The organism is Streptomyces sp. S063 (assembly GCF_002832675.1).
GTDB lineage: Bacteria > Actinomycetota > Actinomycetes > Streptomycetales > Streptomycetaceae > Streptomyces > Streptomyces sindenensis.
In genome coordinates this window covers 4,905,366-4,925,631 of record NZ_CP021707.1, presented here as the reverse complement: position 1 = coordinate 4,925,631, position 20,266 = coordinate 4,905,366, and the positions used below count along the sequence as shown (strand labels likewise).

The following is a 20,266-nucleotide window of genomic DNA, read 5'->3' as shown; positions in this document are numbered from 1 at the left end:
TCGCGCGGCGTCGTGGTCGGCGACCCCCGGCACCCCCGAGCGTACTGAGCGACGGTCGGGGCGGCGTGGGCCCACGGACCCACGGCCGGCCCCAAGCGGAACGGCCACCACACCCCGGCACAACATGCGTGACACGGACCGGACTTGGGCCCGGCTTTGGGACCGGGGGCCCGGGCCGTGGCGGCTTTTCGGCCGTACGCTCTCGGCCGTCGGCAACACGCGCGGGTCGAGGAGAGGGTGCACCGTGAGCGGTGACGGGGGCGGAGGCCGGGGCCGGGCCCGGGGAGACCGGAGCGCGGGGCACACACCGCTGGGAGGCCATGGCATCGCCGGCTCCGGCGTCCCGTACCCGCCCCGACAGGGCAGCCGCTTCTTCGCGTTGACCCGGAGCTGGGTGACCGGCGGCCTGGTCTACCTCGCCCTCGGGTTCGTCATGAGCCGGGTCCTGGTCGATCTGCTGGCCACCGAGGAGCGGCTGGAGACGTTCGGCTGGCGGCTGGCCCTGCTCCACCTGCCCGCCCTCGTCGTGACGCTGCTGACGGTCCTGGCGGCGACGCGTGTCCTCCCCGAGGAGCACCGCGAGTCCTCCCGCACGGTGTATCTGCTCGCGGCCCTGACCGTACCTCTGGCCGGACTGCTGTACGGCTTCGCCGTCGCGGGGGACGTCGTCGGGATCGAGGGGGTGCTCATGCCCGTCGTGTCACTGGCGGCGGGCGCCGCGTCGGGGGTGGCCGTCGACCGGCTGCTGGAGGAGCGCGCCACCCGGACCCCGGAGCCGCCCCGCTACTCGTACAACTGGCGGGACAGCGGCGCTACGGCGATGGAGTACCTGGGTCTCGTCGTCCTCGTCACGATGCTGATCGGCGCGATGGCGATGGCCGGGGTCGGCGGCAAGATCGGTGAGCGGCTGCGCTGTGCGATCAGCTCGATGGCCGGTGGCGGCGGTTCCTGTTCGTCCGGCGGCCAGGACCCCGAGGCGAAGCCGAAGACGGACGCGGACTTCGAGCCCAAGATGTGCCAGGTCTCCAGCATCTCGGACACGGCGGGCGGCAAGGTCAAGATCGGCTGGTTCGAGTGGGGCGAGGAGTACGGCTTCCAGCAGAAGGTCTCCCAGGCGAGCACCGATGTGAACGGCGACGGGAAGGTCGACGGCAACGACAAGGTCGTCTCGATGACGTTCACCGACGCCGCGTCCGCCGGGGCCACCGCCAGCACGCCGGGCGTCAAGCTCGGCAGCCTGGGCAAGGCGGATGTCGACATCGGCGGGGGCATCAAGATCACCAACGGTGACACCTGGATCTTCGCGAGCGAGGAGGAGGCTCAGCAGATGCGGGACGACATCGAGGAAATGAAGATGTGGGAGACCTCCACCAAGCACAGCGGCGGCTACGGCGGCGGCTGGTACTCCGCGATGAAGTGGGCGGAGAAGAAGGAGGACATCGAGAAGAAGATCGGCGACAAGAAGATCTCCTACTCGACCGTCGGCCTCAACGCCTACGCGGACGGCGGCCTCTCCATCAAGGGCGGCGACGAGGGCGAGCTGGGCGCGAAACTCGGCGGCAAGGCGAAGTTCTCGCCGGAGGTGACCGTCACCAAGGACGACGTGAACGGCAACGAGTCGTACACGTACACCGCGAAGCTCGAACTGGAGGGCAAGGCCGGCGGAGACGTGGGCCCGGTCAAGGGCACGGTGGGCGGCAAGCAGAACCGTACCGGCGCCATCACCGTGACCCGCGACCAGAAGACCGGGAAGATCGTCCGCATCGACATGACGCAGACGGTGGAGAGCGGCTCGACGTCCGGCAAGGTCGAGGTCGGCGGCGACAACGGCGAGAGCGGCCAGGACAAGCGCGGCGGCAAGGGCAGCGCGTCGGACTCGTCGGGCGAGACCGGCATCGACGTGGTGACGAACTCGATCGTCTTCGGCAAGGACACGGACGCGGCGACCGAGTCCAAGCGGGCCGTCGCCGAGCAGTGGCTGGACGGCTCCGGCAACAACACGGCCCCCTTCGCCTACCTCTTCGGCGACCACGGCATGGAGAACCGCCCGGAGGGCAACGACCCCTTCCAGCAGCTGATGTTCGAGGACGGGCTGTCCAGCACCATGCGGTACACGGGTGAGAGCGATGCCCAGGAGTTCGGCTTCGAGATCTCGCTGGGGATGAGCCTCGGGTTCTCCCTCTCCACGGAGGAGAAGAAGGAGACACTGACGGACGCACAGTTCCTCGGGGCGCCGCAGGGCGATGCGCGCACGTATCTTCCGTACAGCTACTGCGCGAACTGAACGGGCGGTGACAGAAGTGATGAGTACCAGGACGTGGGGCGCGCGAAAGCCCCAGCGGCGGCGGACGGCCACGGCGGCGGCGGTCGCGACAGCGGCGGTGCTGCTGGCCGGCTGCGGCGGCGACGCGGACAAGGCCTCCGTGCCCGAGGGCTGGGGCACGTTGGAGACCGGCAGCCTGAGCGTCGGCTACCCGAAGAGCGAGGGGTACGCGGAGCAGCCCGCGGCCGAGCGGGCCAAGGCCAACGCGGCCGTCGCGCTGAAGGAGGAGGACGGCATCCGGACCGGCATGGTCTCGGTCCAGCTGGACTTCGCCACGGGCGTGCGCGACGCGGCCGGGGCGGCGGCAGCGGCGGGCGCGGGCATCGGCCTCAACTCCACCCGCAAGGCGACGGAGGACGTCCGCCTCGCGGGCCCCGAGGACGCCCCCGAGGCCCGCGAAGCACGCCGGATCGACTACGACTTCACGGCCGACGGCCAGGAGGACACCCCGAACAGGGGGACGCCGATGACCGGGGTCCTGGTGGCGGGGGTGGACTCGAAGGGCGTTCCGTTCGTGGTGCGCCTGAACGCGGTGAAGGACGCGGTGGACCCGGAGGACCTGGACGCGTTCGTGGGGTCGATCACGGTGAAGTAGGGCGTGGAGGGTGAAGCGGGGCATGGAGCGGAGCGTTTGGGGCGTTGTCGCCTCTGCCGGCCACCTTCAGGAGGAGATCCGCCATGGCAGAGCTGAAGATCGATGCCGTCGTGTTCGATGTGCTGGGCACGCTCGTCGACGAACCCGCCGGGCTCCGCGCGGGCATCAGCACGTTCGCCACGCCCCCGCGCCCGTCCTCGTCCCCGTCCCCGTCCCCGTCCTTGGACGGTTCCGAGACCGAACGGCTTCTGCTGCTGTGGCAGCGGCACATCGAGCGCGAGCAACGCCGCATCGTCGACGGCGACCGGCCCTACGCCCCGAGCGACGCCCTGGACCGGGAGGCCGCAGAGGCCGTTGCCCGGGCGCGGGCTGCGGGAGCCGAGGATCCGGCGGCGGCAGACCCGGACGCTGTGGACTCGTTGGCCCGGGCGGCCCGTCGCCTCCGGCCGTGGCCCGACACCGTGGCAGGGCTCGCCCGCCTCGCAGGGCGCTTCCCGCTGATCGGTCTGTCCAACGCGAGCCGGACGGCGCTCCTGGAGCTGAACGCCCACGCCGGGCTGCGCTGGCACCAGGCCCTGTCCGCGGAGGAAGCCCGTACCTACAAGCCGGACCCGGCGGTCTACCGGTTGGCTGTCACCGTCGCCGGACTGCCACCGGAGCGCCTGCTGATGGTCGCCGCCCACGCCTGGGACCTGCGCGGTGCGCAGGCGCTGGGCCTGCGCACGGCCTATGTGGCCCGTCCGGCCGGCGACCCGCCCACGTCCTCCGACCGTTTCGACCTGTACGCGAAGGATCTGGCGGATCTGGCGGGGCAGCTCGGGGTGTTCTGAGACTGCCGCCCGGAGGCTGGCGGCCCGGGCCCCCGAGCCCCCGAGGCACGCTGCCGGGCGGCGCCGGGACCCCGGGGACGCGTTCCGCTTCTCAGGTCAGCGGGCACCCGAGCGGGAGGACGCGTTCGGTGAGCCTGCCGATGAGGTGGGTGTCGGTGACCTCGGCCTCCGCCAGCCAGTCCAACGCGGTCAGCCGGTCCACGAGCTGCGGCAGGTCACCGGGGTCGACGGTGCACCAGGAGGACAGGACGTCCAGGCCGATGCCCTCCCCTCCGGGCCCCAGCCGCCCTTCACCGTCGGAGCCGGTGGCCAGGGCAAGGGCCAGGAGCCGTACGTCGGCCTCGGTCTTGCCCTTGCGAAGCTTCTTCTCCCCGACGACCCGCTGGGCCCATCCGCTGAGCTTGGGGCGGAGCTTCCTGCCGAACGTGAACGGGCCCGGGTCGTCCTCGTCGGGCGTCAGGGACGGCACGGTGATCCGGGTGGGGTTCTCCGGGCGGGAGGCGATCAGCTCCTCGGCGGTCCCGGAGATGCCGAGCCAACCGGATTCCACCAACTGCTCCACCAGGTGCTGGGGTTCTTGCAGGGGCAGTCCCTTGATGTCCTGCCCGACGAGGTTGCCGACCCCGGACTGCGCGGTGCGCAGCGTCACCATCACCACCAGCAGGCGCGCCTCGGCTCCCGGCAGGGGGGTGTTCTCGGCCACGTGGGCGAGGACGGCTCGGGCGTGGTTCCACTGCGCGGGGCGGTCAGCAGCCGCGCCACGGCGGGCCCTTCACCGTCCGGGGCCTGGCCGGTGCGGTGCAGATGCTGGAGGCGGGCGGTGGCGGCGGCCTGTTCGGCCCGCTGGGCGTCGAGGCGCAGCCCGGTGTCCGCGGTGACCTCGGCCCAGGCGTGGAAGGCCTCTGCCTTACGGGCGTGGAGATCGGCAAGCAGCTCGAGATCGGGTTCGGTGCGCGCCTGGTAGGCGCGGAAGAGTTCGCCGAGTTCGGTGAGTTCGTCCCGCAGCGCGACGGGCCGCAGGTCGTGGGGGACGAGCCGCTGGGCGATCCTGCCGCGCGGGGGGCGCCTGCGCGTCGGCCGCGCGGAGCGGGGGCGGACCGGGAAGCCGCCCTGGGATCGGACCGGGCGTCGGACCGGGGCACCGACGCCTGCTGCGGGACGGCGGCCCCGGGGGCGTTGGCGCTGTGCGAGAAGTGCGGGCCGACCGCCGAGAAGGTCGGCGCGAGGGCTGCGGGGGCCGAGGCGTCGGCTCCAGGCCCATCGCTCCGCGATTGCGCCTCGGCGGCCGGGGCGGTGGCGACGACCTTCGCGGTGGGGTGGGCGGCGGCGCAGCGCGAGCAGCACTCCATGACCTGCCACCAGCGCCCTTCCCGGTCCGTGACCACGGCCAGGACGACCGCTCCCCCGCACCGCCAGGGCATGGGCCGCTCCCGCGGTCCGGCGGGCCGGATGTGCGTGTGGCACTCCTCCGCCCGGCAGGCGCAGTACACCGAGGGGCGGGGGGCCGGGCCCGCCCGCAGGTGAGCCTTGAGGTGCGCGATCGCCGCCGTACGGCCGGCGGCGGCGGAGGGCAGCACCTGTGCGGCGCAGGCCGGGCGGCTGCACGAGACACGCACGTCCGCACGCCCACGGCCGACCGGGTCCAGCCGCACCGTCCACTTGCGTCCCGTCACGCGTTCGTTCGTCGCGTGGGCCTCCACACCCATCACACCTTCCTCGACGACTGTTCGTATGCGCACCGCAGCACCCACCCACCTACCTGTGCGTACGTCAGCGGCGCGCGGCGTGTGACAGTCTGCTACGCCGGGCGGTCCGTATTCCGGCCCACAACACAAACGACGGTCCGCCGTTCGGGTGACGGGCTCGGCGGGGATGTGGCCGGATTCCTCCCCTGGCGGTGTGGTCTCGGCAGACGCGCCCGCGCCCGCCGTCGTGGGGAGAACGACGGCGGGCGCGGATTTCGAGGTGCGGAGTGCGCTGCCCGGTGAGCCGGGCAGCGGGGTGGGAGGGCTCAGGACCCCTCTCCGCGGGGGAAGGAGACCTCCACGCGGCGGTTCTTCTTGCGGCCCTCTTCGTTGCTGTTGCTGGCGATCGGGTACTGCTCGCCGTAGCCCCGGATCTCGTACGTGACGGTGGGGCCGAGCTGCTTCGACAGCACCCCGTGCACGGCGTCGGCCCGCTGCTTGGACAGGACGTCGCCGTGGGCCGAGGAGCCGAGGTTGTCGGTGAAGCCGAAGACACGGACCTTGGTCGCGTTCTGCTTCTTGATCTCGTCGGCGATGGCGGCGATACGGGCGTTGGCCGCCGAGGACAGCTTCGCGCTGTCCTTGCCGAAGAGGACTTCCGCCTGGAGCGCGAACTTGATATCGGCGTTGCTGTCCTCGCGGCGCTCCTCCCCGCCGAGGTCTTCGACTACCTGGACGATGTCGAGGACCCGGCCGGGCGCGAGGGTGCCGCCCTCGGGCATCTTGAGGTCGGGGTCGTTGGCGTCGATCGGGACCGGTGGCTCGGATGTCGCTTCCGTGCCGGGCGGGACGCTCGGGCCGTCGTCGGCGTACGAGGGTGACGCGCCGAGCAGCGTCGTGCCGGCGATCAGCACGGCAACAACGACGGCTTGTCCTACGTTGCGCACCGCCCGGGGGCGCTGGGTGGTCTTCATGGCCGCGTTCACCCAGAAATCTTCAGCGAGGTGGTGGCGAAGGTCGGGAGGGTGAAGTCGACCTCGGTCGTGTCCTGCGGCGGGGCGGGGAACTGCATGAAGATCGGCGCCGACTTGCCTGGGGCGAGGGATGAGATCGCCGTGGTGCAGAGGCAGCGGGAGTCCGTGTCCCGGAGCACGTAGTAGCGCTTCTTCCCCGCCTTGTCGACCAACGTCGCACCGGCGACGGAGTTGGGGTTCTTGTTCACAATGTTCACTTCGGACCCGGACCACGCCGTGGTGATCCGAGCCTGATCACCCTCATTGGTGACTACGCCCTGAACGGTGAGGAACCCACCCGAGTCCCGCTTGGCCTCGTTGATCACCAGGACCAGTCCACCCTGCCCCCGCGCCTCCGCGAGTTTCACATCCGGGTCCACGTTCTCGCCCGCAGCCGTGTCCTCCTGCTGCGACTCGCCCTTGTCCTCCGCGGAGGGGCTGGCCGGGGCGGACGGTGCGCTGGAGCCCTCGTTGCCGGGCTTCTCGCCTCCGTCGTCGCCACAGCCCGCGAGAGCAAAGGCCAGAGCAGCCGTCATGCTGACAGCCGCCATGGCCCTTCTGGTCGTCGTGGTCCGCCGCATGCTCATGGTCCGATTCCTCTACTCGTCGTTCGCTTCGCTGTCACTGGTCGACCAACCGCACGTCAAAGAGAGTTCTGCTCACGCTCTCCCACGGTGGGGGGCTGGCGGGCACGATCTCGAGGATCTTGCCGTTCCGGCACGTGAAGGTGAAGAGGTCGATGATTCCGTCTCCGGTGGAGTCCACAGCTATCGGGTTGGGGCAGCGGAACTCGATGAGCGCGGTGGCCTTGGCCTTGGCCTTCTTGTTCTCCGAGCCGGGGAGCACAGGTGAGTCCACAGGCTTGTTGCCCTTGACCCCGACCGTGATCCGGTCGCGCAGATACCCAGGAGTCGAGTAGCACGACGTCCTTCTGGCGTCGTTGGCCGCCGCCAGACGACTCGCCTCGTAACAAGGAGCGCGAAAAGGCTTGTTGAGGAACAGGTCCAACATATTGGTGGGAAGCGAGGCGTAGAAGCCCGTCCCGAAGTTGTCTCGCGCCTTCTGGGCCGCGGCGAGGGCGGCGGCGTCAGCCGCACCCTGAGAACCGTTGCGCAGAGCTGACGCTTTACCGACAGCGAAGAAGGCCAACGCAAGGAAGAGCAGGCCCGCCACCATCGTCATGTAGATGGGGAAGGCCTGCCCTGCGTCGCCTTGTGGACGCGTACGCATCAGCCAGAGGTGATGGCGGTCACCAGACCGTCGATGCGCTCCGAGATGTTCCCGCCGATCCCGGCGGCCGCGATCGCCCCGATGATCGCCACGACCACCAGAATGATCCCCAGGTACTCGAACGCCGTCTGTCCCCGGTCCTTCGCCGCGTAGCGCTTCTGGATGGCGCTGACGGCGGTGCTGGCCCAGCCGTTGACGCGGACGGCGGTCTTCAGGGTGATGTCCGACATGGTGTTCCCCTCCGGGTTCGGCCGACCGGTTACCGGCCGACTCGCACGTTTCTGCGGTGCCGCCCTCGTTACCGGCTTCCTCCTGGCCGGTGCCGCTGGCGACATGAGAAACATAGGCGGGAACCCGCCCTTCCGCAGAGGGCCCGTGGGCCCATTCCCGGGCCCAAAGCTCCTTCTGGGTCCACACGTTGCGGGATCGAGGGCTCATGGCTGCCGCCCGGGGTTCCGGGGCGCGGTGCCGAGCCAGTGGGCGATCGCCTCGCTGCGGGTGGCGCTGTGGAGCTTCGTGAAGATGCGGTTGATGTGGTTCTTGACCGTCTTCTCACTGATGAAGCAGGTGGCGGCGATCTGCTGATTACTCATTCCGGACGCAATCAGGTCCATGACCTCCACCTCCCTCGAACTCAGCCCGTACTGCTGCCTGTTGGGGGCGGGCGCCGACCCCCCGGATAGAGAAGACTGTCCCACAACTGGTTGCAGTTGCGAAAGGCTTTCCGAAGGTTCGGCGGTGTGCGGGGGCGGTGGGGCCGGTGCCGTCGCCAGGGCCGAGCCCAGGCCCTCGGGGAGCGGGCCCCGCTGGGGCGGCGTGCCGTGGCGCATATGGGCCAGGAGGGCGTCGGCGGCGGTGACGGTGAAGTTGGCGCGGCCGTCCTTCGTGTCGCGTACCGCTTGGACCAGTTGGTTCGCCGTGAACTCGCCGTGCACCAAGTAGCCGCCCGCGCCCAGCCGCAGCGCCTCGTGGACGATCTCGCTCTCGCGGCTGTACGTCAGCATCAGCACGGGCGCGATGCCGACCAGGTGCGGCAGGGCCGAGAGGCCGTCGACGCCGGGCATGCGGACGTCCAGCAGGACCACGTCGGGGCGGTGTTCGAGCGTCTTCTCGTACGCTTCCCGGCCGTCCGCCGCCTCCGCGACCACCTGGATGTCCGCCCGGCCGGACAGCAGCACGCCCAGCCCCGCCCGGACCACCGGGTTGTCGTCCGCGACCACCACTCGGAGGCGTTCGGCGGCCGGGGCGGCGGGCCCCGGGGGAAGGGGGACGGGGACGGGGCCGCGGGGGGCCGGGGGTCGGCGGCCGGGGTGAGCGGGATGTGCGACGGCGGGTGCTGCGGGGCGTGACGGTGAGCCGCCGCCCCGTAGCGGTTGGGCGCGGGGAAGACATCGTCCGGCATGCTGCGACCTCCTCTCAGGGTTGGGGGTTGTGGGTGGGGACGGCGAAAGTCGTGGTCTTCTCGGGTGTCGGTGCGGACGCGGGTCCGGCAGCGGGGCGGGGGGCCTGCTCGGGGGGCTGGGGCGTGGTTCCGGACCCGACCGCCAGCGCCGCCAGCGGAAGCTCCACCCGTACCTCCGTCCCCTTCTCCGCCTTCCCCCGCCCGATCCTGATCCGGGCCCCGATCGACGCGGCCCGCTCCACCATGCCGACCAGGCCGAAGTGGCCCGCCCGGCGCAGCGTTTCCAAGGTCGTTCCGGCGGGCAGGCCTCGGCCGTCGTCGTACACGGTGACGCGGAGCATGTCGCCCTTCACGCCGGCGAGGACGATCAGATACGTCGGGGAGGCGTGGCGGTGCGCGTTCTCCATGGCCTCCGAGGCGACCGTGAGCAGCTGGCGGGCCACCGCCTGCGGGACCGGGGGGACCGGGGTTTCCTCGGACAGGCGGCGGAAGGTGGCCGTGACCGGGTGGCGGGCAGTGAAGTCCTCCGCCTGGGCGGCCAGTTCGGCGACAAGGTCGACGCCGCCCTCCAGGCCCTGTTCGCGGCGCAGATCCGTGAGCAGCTCCCGGGACTCGGCGGCGGCCCGGCGGGCGGCCCGGGCGACCAGTTCCGCCTGGAGTTTCACGGTGGGCGGGTCCATCCGGTCCGCCGAGCCGGCGAGGCCGTCGGCGGCCAGCGCCAGGCCGTGCAGGGTCTTGGCGACCGAGTCGTGCATCTCCCGGGCCAGCCGGGTGCGTTCGTGCTCCACCGCCTCGTTCACCGCCAGCCGCGCCCGGGTCTCGGTCAGCGCCTGGGTGGCCGACCCGAAACGCAGAAGCAGGTTGCGCAGGGTGACCCCGACCGCGCCCGCGATCACACAGAAGCCGGGGAGGAGGAGCCTTGTCGCTCCTCCTCCCTCCAACTTCGGGACGCTCGCGTATACGCCGAAAACGATGACCACCTGAAGCGCCGCGAAAACCGCCGCGCCGCGCCAGCCGTGAATCAGGCCCGCCAGCAGCGGCGTGCAGACGGTCACGTACGCGAGGGTCGACTCGGGGGTCGCCGTGATCAGCAGCAGCGCGCCGAAGGACACGTCGACGGCCAGCAGCCAGGGGTGGCGCAGGAGGACCGGGCCGAACCGCTCCCAGTCCCGGAACAGCAGGTACGAGCCCATGAAGGTGACCAGGATCGCCGAGCCGATGAACCAGGTGGGCAGGCCGGGGGCCGTGTGGCTGATGGCGTACGGAGTCGCTATCGCGATCATCGCCAGGCGGAAGCCGAAGACCTGGCGGCACATCGCCTGGAGCGCGTTGACCTGGATGGCGAAGGCCGGGCGGGCCGGGGTGCCGGAGTGGGCGCGGGTGAGTTCCGCGGTCAGTCCGGGCTGCGCGCTGCCGAGCTGGTATGCCATGTGCCTGTCACCTCCGTCTCGTGTCCCGTATCCGTCTCGCGTCCCGTATCGGTCGTGTGTTCCGTATTGGCCGTGTGTTCCGTATGCGTCTCGTGTCTCGTGATGCCTCTGGGTCTCCGTCCCCATCCCGCCCGTCGTTCATGTCACCCGCCCGTGAGTGCCCCGAAGTCGACGTCGGCTCCGTACACGAATCCGACCGTGAGCAGCAGGAGCGTGCCGGGCAGGAGGAACGTGGTCACCGCGAACGTCGCCTTCGGGACCGCCTTGGCCGCCTTGCGGCGGGCGTTCTGGGCGTCGGTGCGGCGCATGTCGTTGGCGATCTGGATCAGCGTCTCGACGATCGGCGCGCCCAGTTCCTCGCCCTGCTGGAGCGTCGTGACGAACATCGCGACCTGTTCGGAGTCGTTGCGTCGGCGCAGCTCGTCGAAGGCCTGGCGGCGGCTGACGCCCATGTCCATCTGGCGGAGTGTGATGCGCAGTTCGTCGGACCACGGGCCCTCGTACTTCTCCGCGACCCGGTCCAGCGCCTGCCGGAAGCCGAGCCCTGCGGAGACGACGACGGCCAGGACGTCGAGGAAGTCCGGCAGGGTGCGTTCGATGTGGTCGCGGCGTACCCGGATCGCCGACCAGATGCCGGCCTCCACCCAGAACAGGCCGAAGGCGATCATCAGGAGGGCGAGGAAGAGCTGGCCCCGGAGGAGCATGGAGAAGGCTCCGAGGACGCCCAGCGCGCCGTAGACCGCGCGGCGGGCGGCGTAACGGTCGATGGTGAGGCCGCCGGGGTTGCCCGCCAGGTCGATCTGGCGGCGCTTCTTGTTGACGGCCTTGGGGCCCATCATCCGCAGGACCGCGGGGGCCCAGCGGATACCGAGGCGGTCGATGCCGGAGCCGACCGCGCTCGTGCGGGTGGCTCCGGATTCGAGGGCGACGGCCAGGTCTCCGGGGAGTTTGGCGTCGGCCCGGTACATCCGGATGCCGTGGATGGCCCCGTACACGGCGAGTCCGACGACGAGAGCTAGCAGCAGGTCCATGGCGGTTCTTCCCCTCAGCTCGTCAGACGTCGATACGGGACAGGCGGCGGATCACAACGAACCCGATGGCGTACAGGACGATCGCCACGACCACCGCCGCCTGGCCGATGAAGGCCCCCGTCATCCGGTCCAGCGCACCGGGCATGACCGCGTTCATCAGCAGCATCGCGCCGACGCCGAAGATGGGGACGGCGTAGGCGGTGACGGTGACCTGGGAGAGCTGGGTCTTGACCTCGCGGCGGGTCTCCTTGCGCTCCTCCAGGGTCTCGGTGAGGTTGCGCAGCGAGCTGACGACCGTACCGCCGGCCCGGTTGGAGAGGACCAGCGTCGTCACCAGGACGACCAGTTCGCGGGAGGGGAGGCGGTCGGTCAGTTCGCTCAGCGCGTCCTCCAGGGGCTCGCCCACGGCCAGGCGCCGTGCCACCCGGGCCAGTTCCTCACCCGCCGGGTTCTCCAGCTCCTCGGCCGCCATCGACAGCGAGGTGCGCAGAGCCAGGCCCGCCTGGGTGGCGTTGGCGAGGATGCGGGAGAGTTCGGGGAGCTGGTTGATGAAGCGCTCGGTGCGCTTGGTCCGCTGCCAGTTGAGGAACGCGTTGGTGCCCCAGAGTCCGATCAGCGCGGCGACCGGGCCGAAGAACGCGGCGAGCATGGAGGAGGCGATCATCCAGAGCCCCGCCATCGCGACGACCGCGTAGACGAGGAACTCGCCGGGCGTGATGTCCAGGCCGGTCGCGGCGAGCTTCAGCTCCAGTTTCCGGCCGAGCGCGGTGCCGCGCAGCCTGCGGTCGAGCCCCTTGAAGCGGCGGACCCGCCCCGCCTCGGGAATCTGCCCGACGTGCGAGAGCCGCTCGACGAGGGCATCGCGGTCGGCCTTGCCGCCGGAGTAGGCGTACAGGCCCATCACGCCGAGGACGCAGCACAGCAGCGTGACGCCGACGGTGATCAGGGGGAGGTTGACGTTGTCCATGGCTCGGTACCTAGTTGGCCTCTCGGGTGGCGAGCTGTTCGGCGGACTGGGCGACGCCGAACGCCTGCGGGATGGGCTGACTGGCCAGGTAGAGGCGCTCGGCGAGCCTCCGGGGCAGCGGGAGGTACTGGAAGTCGCCGTGGATGCGGCCGTCCGACGACATCGGCTGGGCGTTGAAGCGGGCGACCGTGACGATGCGGTACGGGTCGCGGCCGTGGCTGTCCAGGACGGCGATCTCGGTGATCTTCCTCGCGCCGTCGGCGTGCCGGGTCAGCTGGACGATCACGTCGACGGCGCTGTTGATCTGGTCGTGCAGCGCCTCGAAGGGGATTTCGACCTCCGACATCGAGGCGAGGGTCTGGAGCCTCATCAGCGCGTCCTCGGCACTGTTGGCGTGGACGGTGGCCAGCGATCCGTCGTGACCGGTGGACATCGCCTGGAGCATGTCGAGCGACTCGCCGCCTCGGACCTCACCGACGACGATCCGGTCGGGCCGCATACGCAGGGAGTTGCGGACCAGGTCGCGGATGGTGATCTGGCCCTTGCCCTCGACGTTCGCCGGGCGGGACTCCAGCCGGATCACATGGCTCTGCTGGAGCTGGAGTTCGGCGGAGTCCTCGATGGTGACGATGCGCTCGGCGTTCGGGATCAGTCCGGAGAGCGCGTTGAGGAGGGTCGTCTTGCCGGTGCCGGTGGCCCCCGAGACGATGATGTTGAGCTTGGCCTGGACGAGGCCGGCGAGCAGCACCAGCATCTGCTCGTCCAGCGAACCGAAGTCGATCATCTCCTGGAGCGTGAAGGAGCGCGGGAAGCGGCGGATGGTGAGCGTCGCGCCGGTCAGCGACAGCGGCGGGATGATCACGTTGACACGCTCGCCGCTGGGGAGGCGGGCGTCGACCATCGGGTTGGACTCGTCGACGCGGCGGTTGACGGTCGACACGATCCGCTCGATGGTCTGCATCAGCTGCTCGTGGGAGCCGAAGCGCATCGGGAGCTGTTCGACCTTGCCGTTGCGTTCGACGAAGATCTGGTCGGGGCCGTTGACCATGATCTCGGTGATGGACGCGTCCTCCAGGAGCGGTTCCAGGATGCCGAGGCCGAGCGCCTCGTCGACGACGCGGCGGATGAGCTGCGAGCGTTCGACCGTGGAGAGGACCGGGCCCTCGCGGCTGATGATGTGGCCGAGGACGCGCTCCAGCCGGGCCCGCCGGTCGGCGGCGGCCAGCGAGGACATCTCCGCGAGGTCGATCTCCTCCAGCAGCTTGGCCCGGTAGGTGGCCACCATGTGGCCGTCCTCCCGTGCCCCGCCCTGCTCCTCCGGAGCGGTCATGCGTGCCCGCAGGCTCATCTGCGTAACTCTCCTCGTCGGATCGTCGCGGTCGTCGCGGTCGTCGGGTCGTCGGGTCGTCGCGGTCGGGATCCGGGGCAGGCGTGGTCAGAAGCCGGAGCCGACGTGCTCGTTGGGCATCGTCGCGCTCCGCTTGGCCGTCCAGTCGTCCAGGCCCGGCACGATGGAGGGCACCTTCACCTCGACCGTGACCGTGATGTCCCGGCCGCCGGTCCTGCGGTACTCGAACCCGCCGTCCTCCACCCAGTCGCTCACCGCGTCGCGCGCGTTGCCCTCGCCGCTGCCCCGGGCGTCCACGCTGGCTTCCGTACGGGCTCCGGCGCGGGCCGCCGTGCCCGCCTGGTTCGCGGCGTACGCGGCGATGCCGAGCTGGATGGCCGCCACCGCGACGAGGAGCAGCAGGGGGAGGAAGCCGAGGTACTCCATGGCGACCTGGCCCCGGTCGGCCTTCGGGCGGGCGGAACGGGTGCTCTCACCGTTCGCTTGTCTCGTCACCATGACCGAGCCTCCTCCCTCGGCGATCCCGCCGTGCCCTTGATCTTGGTGTCGAGGTCGAACAGGCCCGGCACCAGTACCGGGACCTTCAGCTCCACCGTGGCCTCGTAAAGGCTGCTACCGCCGCCGCAGTCCACGTCCGCCGCACTTCTCCAGGCTCCGGGCAGATCCTTCAGCGCACCCTGCCTGCACGCCATGTCGGGCGCGAACTCCGCCCCGCTGCCCTTGCGCGCGCCCACGTCCGCCGCGTTGCCCGCGAGGCTGAACGTGTAGCCGATCAGAGCGCACTCCCAGAGCACCAGCATGATCAGGATGATGAACGGGGTCATCCCCAGGAACTCGACGGCCGTCTGGCCGCGGTCCCGGCCCCCTCGGTCACGTAGGGCGGTGGTCCGCCCCCGTATGCCGCTGCGAGCTGTTCTCGTGGTGGTCATCGCTCAACGTGTCCCCTCGGAGTCTCCGGGGCCGCGGCCGGAGCCGTCGCGCCGGCGGCGCGGGCGTCCGATCGAGCCCCGGTCGTTCTTGAAGGCGCCGCCGCTGTTCCGTTTGGCCAGGGCGCCGCCGCTCTTCTTGCCCGTCGCGCTTTCCTTGACGATGCCCAGCTCTCCGGCCAGGCCCCAGAGCGCCTGCTTGACCGTGCTCTTGGCGTCCAGTTCGTGCAGGCGTCCGGCGTCGATGGACGCCTGGAGCTCCTTGAAGTTCGCGGGGACCGCCGCCGAGGCGACCCGGGTGCCGGTGATCTTCTGGATCAGCGGCGGCTGGATCTCGGTGTTGCGGGTGAAGCGGTTGACGAGGGTGACCGTCTCCTCCGCCTTGCGGATCTGGAGCCGTTCCCACATCCGTACGACGCGTTTCGCGCCGCGCACCGCGACCACGTCGGGGGTGGTGACCAGCAGGGCCACGTCCGCCATCTCGACGGCGGCCGCGTTGGCGCCGTTCATCTGGCCGCCGCAGTCGATGACGACGATCTCGTAGCGGGAGCGGAGGGCGCTGACGATCTGGCGGGCCGAGCGGTCGCTGACCTCCTCGCCGCGTTCGCCCTCCCCGGGGGCGAGGAGCAGGGCGAGGCCGGTGGAGTGGGAGAACACGGCGTCGGACAGCACCCGGGGCGATATGTCGGTGATCATGGCGAGGTCGACCAGGGAGCGGCGGAACTGTACGTCGAGGAACGAGGCGATGTCCCCGGTCTGAAGGTCCATGTCCACCAGCGCCACGGTGTTTCCGGACGCCTGTGCGGCCAGGGCGAGTTGGATGGCGGTGACGGTCGCACCGACACCGCCCTTGGCACCGGTGACCGTGACCACGGTGCCTCCGGGACCGGTGAAGACCTCGTTGCCGGAGGTGAGGTGGCGGCGTACGCCGGCGGACCACTGGGCGGCCGCCTGGACGCGGTTGGCGAGTTCCTCGTAGCTGAGCGGGAGGGTGACCAGGCCGCGGGCGCCGGAGTCCATCGCGTTGGCGAAGAGGTTCGGGCTGGCGTCCGCGGTGATCAGGACGACGCCGACGGACGGGAAGCGCAGCGACACCTCCCGGACCAGCTCCAGGGCCGGCACCGGGCCGATCCGCTCGTGGACCAGCACCACCTCGGGCAGTTCGTCGAGCGCCTCACCCGCGAGGCGGGCCAGGGTGTCGATGAGCTGGGTGGAGTCGCCGACGGGGGTCGCCGGTTCCGCGTCGGGCAGCTGGCTGAGCAGGGTGGTGACGGAGCGGGCCGCGTCGAGGTCGCCGACGGCCGGGAGGATTCTGGTGGTCATCCCATCCTCACTTGTCCTTGTCGAGCGTGTAGGTGCGGTCCCCCGGACGGATGGTGCCGTCGCTGCCGGGGGCGACGAGCGCGAGGCGCACGTGCTCCGCGAACGACTCGGCGTACGCGACGCGTTGGGTGTCGAGCGTGTTCAGCGCGAAGGTGATCGGCACGGCCTCGGTGGCCCGGGTGCCGCGGTCGTCCGCGCCGGGGTCGAGGGCGGTGAGCTCGCCGACGTCCAGCACCTTGGCATTGGCGACGATGACCTTCGACTGGGCCGGGTCGCCCTGCTGCTCACCGGCGAAGGTGGCGTAGATGTTGACCGTGGCGCCCGGGGTGATCTTGCCCGCGACGCCGGTGGAGGCGTCGATCATGATGGCGATCTCCTGCTCGCCGGCCCGGAGTTCGGGCTTGCGGACCATCATGTCCGACTGGAGCAGGGAGCCCTCGCGCAGTTCGGTCACCGCGATCTTCGACTCGACCTCCCGCAGGTCGGTCACGGCGTTCTCGGAGAGCCAGCGTTTGGGCATCTTGATCTTCTCGAACTGGCGGCTGTTCAGGGCGGTGTACGGAGCCACGTTGGTCTTCAGCTGGTACGCCGTCACCTCGGGCCCGACCTTCGAGTTGACATCGCTGATCACCGAAAGCACGCCGGCGAAGGCCGCGAAGGCACACAGGACCGACAGGAGCAGGAGTATCACGCCGCGGCGCTGGCGGGAGTTCATGGTCCGGACAACCTCGTTCGAATCGGATGCGTGGAGCGGACAGCGGACAGAGTGAGCGGTGCTGCGGAACAGGCAAGTGCGGTGGAACGGGTAGGTGCTGTGAAGCGGATACGTGCTGTGGAGCGGGCCTGTGCTGTGGAGCGGTTACGCGCTTACATCTACGAGTACGTCCACCGTGGCCGGGAGGAAGCGGCGGGGTGGAGGCGCGGGACGGGGACGGCGGACGGGGAGCGGGGAGCGGTCGCGTCAGGGGCCCGGTGATTCGTCGGCCCCATGGTGTTGGACACCGGTGGGCAGCGCGCGGTTCTCCGATACCGGAAGTGGTGCGGAACAGAATGCGCAGCGGTCGCCGATGAGTTCCATGGCGCACCAGTGACACTTTTCCCGGCGTACGGAGGAAACCAGCTGGTAGAGGACGGAGAGGTCCGGGAGATGGGCGGCGAACTCGACCAGCTTTCCCGTGCCCCACCAGCGCGGCGAGTCGGCCGGGACCGAGGTGTCGTGAATGGCCTGGACCTTCCAGGCGGGCGCAAGGGTCTCCTGTACCCACTCCGACTGCAGATTCCCTTTGGCCACCAGAAGATGCGTGCCGAAATCCGGTCCCGTCAGCGGTTCGGCGGCCGGGCCCACTTTCACCAGCTGCGGCTCGGGGCCGGCGAGCACGGCGAACTGGGAGCCGGGGACCCAGGACTTGGCATGGCTCTTGAGGCCGACCGGGACCCGGTCGAGCCGGGCGACGGAGTTGAGGAGGGCGCCCGCGTAGATGTAGTGCGACAGCAGCCGGGCGGCGGAGGCGACCACCCCGGGGCTGAAATCGCAGATGGACAACTGCCTCAGCTGGCGGACCAGTACGGCGACGCCGAGGGGCGGGAGGTCCACCTTGACCAGGGCGATCCGGTCGCTCTCCAGCACCGAGCGGATGGAGTGGAGGCGGCGTTCGTGCTCGGGCCGGATGCCCGAGGGGTACAGGGCGATCACATACCCGTGCTGTTCCAGCAGCAGGTGCATGTCGCCGATCGCCAGCTCCAGCACCTGGGCCTCGGGGGCCTGGAGCAGAGCGGCGGTCGGTGTCTGCTGGTCGGTCGGCGGCAGCACCAGGTCTGCGCTCGTCACTGCTATCGCGGTCGGCACGCTCTCCCCGTTTCGGCTCCGGTCGACGTGGGGACGCCGACCGCAATCGCTCCTGCTCCGTGCTCCTGCCCCAGCACTTTAGCCACGTCTCACCAGGCAGAGAACAGTTATCGGAGACCAGTACGGCACCATGCGAACACCGTTCCGACGGGGGCCGGGTGCTAAACGGGATGAAATCGATTCACTCCAACTGGGCGGTCACTGCGGAGCGTTACCGAATCACGCGTCCGCTTTTCGATCACGTATCCATTCGCGCACGTCAACCTGGAGTCGAGGCGGCCGGCCCCCTTTTTCGTAAGGGCGTTTCCGTGACGGCACGAAGATCTCCCGCAAGATCACTCGTGCGGGGGGCGGAGTGCGGTCGCGGTGTCGCCCCCGGACCGGGAACCCGCCGCCCGGCACCCCCGTACGGGGGTGACCGCGACCCCCCGCGTCCGCCCGCCCGGACGGCCTTTCACTGCCAGAGGTCTTGACAACTTGATTGGTCTGGACCAGTTTATGCGCACTGCACCGTACCGCCCATCCCCGGCACCCCCCAACTCCCCCCGGAGGCACCAGTGGAACGCTCCGCAGGCCGCAGTCGCAGAAGACGCCGCCGCTCCCGGTCCGTACTCGGTGGCACCCTGGCCGTCGCCACGGCCGCCGCCCTGACCGTCACCGGGCTCGTCAGCACCGCCCAGGCCGCCGACGTCAACAACGCCAAGAACGCGGGCTTCGAGTCGGGCCTCGCCAACTGGACCTGTTCCGGGGGCAGCGGCGCCGCCGTCTCCTCCCCCGTGCGCAGCGGTACGTCGGCGCTGAAGGCCACCCCGGCCGGCCACGACAACGCCAAGTGTTCGCAGTCGGTCAAGGTGAAGCCCAACTCGACGTACGCGCTCAGCTCCTGGGTGCAGGGCGGTTACGCCTACCTGGGCGTGAGCGGTACCGGGACCACGGACGTCTCCACCTGGACGCCGGGCTCCTCCTCCTGGACCAAGCTGTCCACCAGCTTCACGACCGGCGCCAACACCACGTCGGTGACCGTCTACACCCACGGCTGGTACGGGCAGGCCGCCTACTTCGCCGACGACATCGAGGTGACCGGGCCCGACGGCGGGGGCGGCGAGGAGCCCGGACCGGTCATTCCGGCGGCTCCGGCCGGTCTCACGGCGGGCGCCACGACCACGTCGTCGGTGGCCCTGTCCTGGAACGCGGTCTCCGGCGCCACGGGATACAAGGTGTACCGGGACGGCGTGCAGGCGACCACCTCCACCGGGACCTCGGCGACCGTCACGGGGCTGACCGCGGACACCGCCTACCAGTTCTCGGTGAGCGCCACCAACGCGGCCGGCGAGTCGGTCAAATCGGCTGCCATCAGCGCCCGTACGGCGAAGCAGGGCACGGGCCCCGGCCCCGGCCCCGCCGTGCCCAAGCACGCGGTCACCGGCTACTGGCAGAACTTCAACAACGGCGCGGCCGTCCAGAAGCTCACCGACGTCCCGGCCGACTACGACATCATCGCGGTCTCCTTCGCGGACGCCACGCCGACGCCGGGCCAGGTCACCTTCAACCTGGACACGGCCGGTCTGAACGGTTACACCGACGCCCAGTTCCGGGCCGACATCAAGACCAAGCAGGCCCAGGGCAAGAACGTCATCATCTCGATCGGCGGCGAACTGGGCACGGTCCGGGTCGACAACGACGCCTCCGCCACCGCGTTCGCCAACTCGGTGTACGCGCTGATGCAGGACTACGGCTTCAACGGCGTCGACATCGACCTGGAGAACGGCCTCAACGCCACCTACATGACGAAGGCGCTCCGCCAGCTGTCGGCGAAGGCGGGCAGCGGACTGGTCGTCACGATGGCTCCGCAGACGATCGACATGCAGTCGACGTCGGGCGAGTACTTCAAGACGGCGCTCAACATCAAGGACATCCTGACCGTCGTCAACATGCAGTACTACAACAGCGGTTCGATGCTCGGCTGTGACGGCAAGGTCTACTCGCAGGGTTCGGTGGACTTCCTCACCGCGCTCGCCTGCATCCAGCTGGAGGGCGGCCTCGACCCGTCCCAGGTCGGCATCGGCGTCCCCGCCTCCACCCGAGGCGCGGGCAGCGGCTATGTCGCCCCGTCGATGGTGAACGCGGCGCTGGACTGCCTGACCAAGGGCACCAGCTGCGGTTCGTTCAAGCCGTCGAAGACCTACCCGTCGCTGCGCGGCGCCATGACCTGGTCGACGAACTGGGACGCGACCGCCGGGTTCGCCTGGTCGAAGGCGGTCGGCCCGCACGTCCGCAGCCTGCCGTAGCCCGTATCGCTCAGCGATCCTCGAACCCG

The 20,266-nt window shown here is 70.3% G+C and carries 20 protein-coding genes; 5 read left to right on the top strand and 15 right to left on the bottom strand.

Annotated elements, in window-relative coordinates; genetic code table 11:
• The first annotated feature begins 244 nt into the window (after positions 1-244).
• The 3 genes from CCZ36_RS22940 to CCZ36_RS22930 all read left to right on the top strand — a co-directional run bounded on the left by CCZ36_RS22940 (position 245) and on the right by CCZ36_RS22930 (position 3,748).
• Complete coding sequence (locus CCZ36_RS22940; protein ID WP_128818460.1) at positions 245-2,284, top strand: hypothetical protein; 2,040 nt, start codon at positions 245-247, stop codon at positions 2,282-2,284.
• Between the two features lie 19 nt (positions 2,285-2,303).
• Entirely contained in the window at positions 2,304-2,918 is a 615-nt protein-coding gene (locus CCZ36_RS22935; RefSeq protein ID WP_128818459.1) for a hypothetical protein, read from the top strand.
• An 83-nt stretch (positions 2,919-3,001) separates the two neighbouring features.
• Entirely contained in the window at positions 3,002-3,748 is a 747-nt protein-coding gene (locus CCZ36_RS22930) for a haloacid dehalogenase type II (protein WP_128818458.1), read from the top strand.
• Positions 3,749-3,839: 91 nt separating this feature from the next.
• On the opposite strand, the gene CCZ36_RS35925 is transcribed toward CCZ36_RS22930, so the two are convergent.
• Positions 3,840-4,451 (bottom strand): hypothetical protein, encoded by a 612-nt coding sequence (locus CCZ36_RS35925; protein ID WP_237302727.1) that lies wholly within the window; start codon positions 4,449-4,451, stop codon positions 3,840-3,842.
• Positions 4,452-4,546: 95 nt separating this feature from the next.
• On the opposite strand from CCZ36_RS35925, the gene CCZ36_RS35920 reads away from it, so the two are divergent.
• Positions 4,547-5,272, top strand: coding sequence for a hypothetical protein (locus CCZ36_RS35920; protein WP_237302726.1), 726 nt, complete (start codon positions 4,547-4,549; stop codon positions 5,270-5,272).
• A 487-nt stretch (positions 5,273-5,759) separates the two neighbouring features.
• On the opposite strand, the gene CCZ36_RS22920 is transcribed toward CCZ36_RS35920, so the two are convergent.
• The 14 genes from CCZ36_RS22920 to CCZ36_RS22855 form a co-directional block, all read right to left on the bottom strand.
• Positions 5,760-6,407 carry an OmpA family protein gene (locus tag CCZ36_RS22920; RefSeq protein WP_128818457.1) on the bottom strand — a complete coding sequence of 216 codons (648 nt, stop codon included), beginning with the start codon at positions 6,405-6,407 and terminating at the stop codon, positions 5,760-5,762.
• An 8-nt stretch (positions 6,408-6,415) separates the two neighbouring features.
• Positions 6,416-7,033: a hypothetical protein gene (locus CCZ36_RS22915; RefSeq protein WP_128818456.1), complete on the bottom strand. Its 618-nt coding sequence runs from the start codon at positions 7,031-7,033 to the stop codon at positions 6,416-6,418.
• A 34-nt stretch (positions 7,034-7,067) separates the two neighbouring features.
• Positions 7,068-7,676: a pilus assembly protein TadG-related protein gene (locus tag CCZ36_RS22910; protein WP_128818455.1), complete on the bottom strand. Its 609-nt coding sequence runs from the start codon at positions 7,674-7,676 to the stop codon at positions 7,068-7,070.
• On the bottom strand, positions 7,676-7,906 hold the full coding sequence (locus tag CCZ36_RS22905) for a hypothetical protein (RefSeq protein ID WP_128818454.1): 231 nt from the start codon (positions 7,904-7,906) through the stop codon (positions 7,676-7,678). Before CCZ36_RS22905 ends, CCZ36_RS22910 begins: the two co-directional genes overlap by 1 nt.
• A 204-nt stretch (positions 7,907-8,110) precedes the next feature.
• Positions 8,111-9,169, bottom strand: a complete 1,059-nt coding sequence (locus tag CCZ36_RS22900) for a response regulator (RefSeq protein WP_443069847.1) — start codon at positions 9,167-9,169, stop codon at positions 8,111-8,113.
• Entirely contained in the window at positions 9,093-10,508 is a 1,416-nt protein-coding gene (locus CCZ36_RS22895) for a sensor histidine kinase (protein WP_069739050.1), read from the bottom strand. Before CCZ36_RS22895 ends, CCZ36_RS22900 begins: the two co-directional genes overlap by 77 nt.
• A 143-nt stretch (positions 10,509-10,651) precedes the next feature.
• Positions 10,652-11,539 (bottom strand): DUF5936 domain-containing protein, encoded by an 888-nt coding sequence (locus CCZ36_RS22890; RefSeq protein WP_069739049.1) that lies wholly within the window; start codon positions 11,537-11,539, stop codon positions 10,652-10,654.
• A gap of 22 nt (positions 11,540-11,561) precedes the next feature.
• Complete coding sequence (locus CCZ36_RS22885; protein WP_069739048.1) at positions 11,562-12,506, bottom strand: type II secretion system F family protein; 945 nt, start codon at positions 12,504-12,506, stop codon at positions 11,562-11,564.
• 10 nt (positions 12,507-12,516) lie between these two features.
• On the bottom strand, positions 12,517-13,854 hold the full coding sequence (locus CCZ36_RS22880) for a CpaF family protein (RefSeq protein ID WP_069739047.1): 1,338 nt from the start codon (positions 13,852-13,854) through the stop codon (positions 12,517-12,519).
• Positions 13,855-13,941: 87 nt separating this feature from the next.
• Positions 13,942-14,352, bottom strand: coding sequence for a TadE/TadG family type IV pilus assembly protein (locus tag CCZ36_RS22875; RefSeq protein WP_069739046.1), 411 nt, complete (start codon positions 14,350-14,352; stop codon positions 13,942-13,944).
• Positions 14,346-14,783 carry a TadE family protein gene (locus CCZ36_RS22870; protein WP_069739045.1) on the bottom strand — a complete coding sequence of 146 codons (438 nt, stop codon included), beginning with the start codon at positions 14,781-14,783 and terminating at the stop codon, positions 14,346-14,348. Before CCZ36_RS22870 ends, CCZ36_RS22875 begins: the two co-directional genes overlap by 7 nt.
• Positions 14,784-14,786: 3 nt before the next feature.
• Entirely contained in the window at positions 14,787-16,103 is a 1,317-nt protein-coding gene (locus tag CCZ36_RS22865; RefSeq protein WP_069739044.1) for an AAA family ATPase, read from the bottom strand.
• Between the two features lie 7 nt (positions 16,104-16,110).
• On the bottom strand, positions 16,111-16,818 hold the full coding sequence (gene cpaB, locus CCZ36_RS22860) for a Flp pilus assembly protein CpaB (RefSeq protein ID WP_069743553.1): 708 nt from the start codon (positions 16,816-16,818) through the stop codon (positions 16,111-16,113).
• Between the two features lie 246 nt (positions 16,819-17,064).
• Entirely contained in the window at positions 17,065-17,931 is an 867-nt protein-coding gene (locus CCZ36_RS22855; protein WP_206515764.1) for a hypothetical protein, read from the bottom strand.
• Positions 17,932-18,506: 575 nt separating this feature from the next.
• Between CCZ36_RS22855 and CCZ36_RS22850 the strand changes: the two genes are divergently transcribed.
• A complete protein-coding gene (locus CCZ36_RS22850; RefSeq protein WP_335755815.1) occupies positions 18,507-20,237 on the top strand; it encodes a chitinase in 1,731 nt (576 codons plus the stop codon).
• The last annotated feature ends 29 nt before the right edge of the window (positions 20,238-20,266 follow it).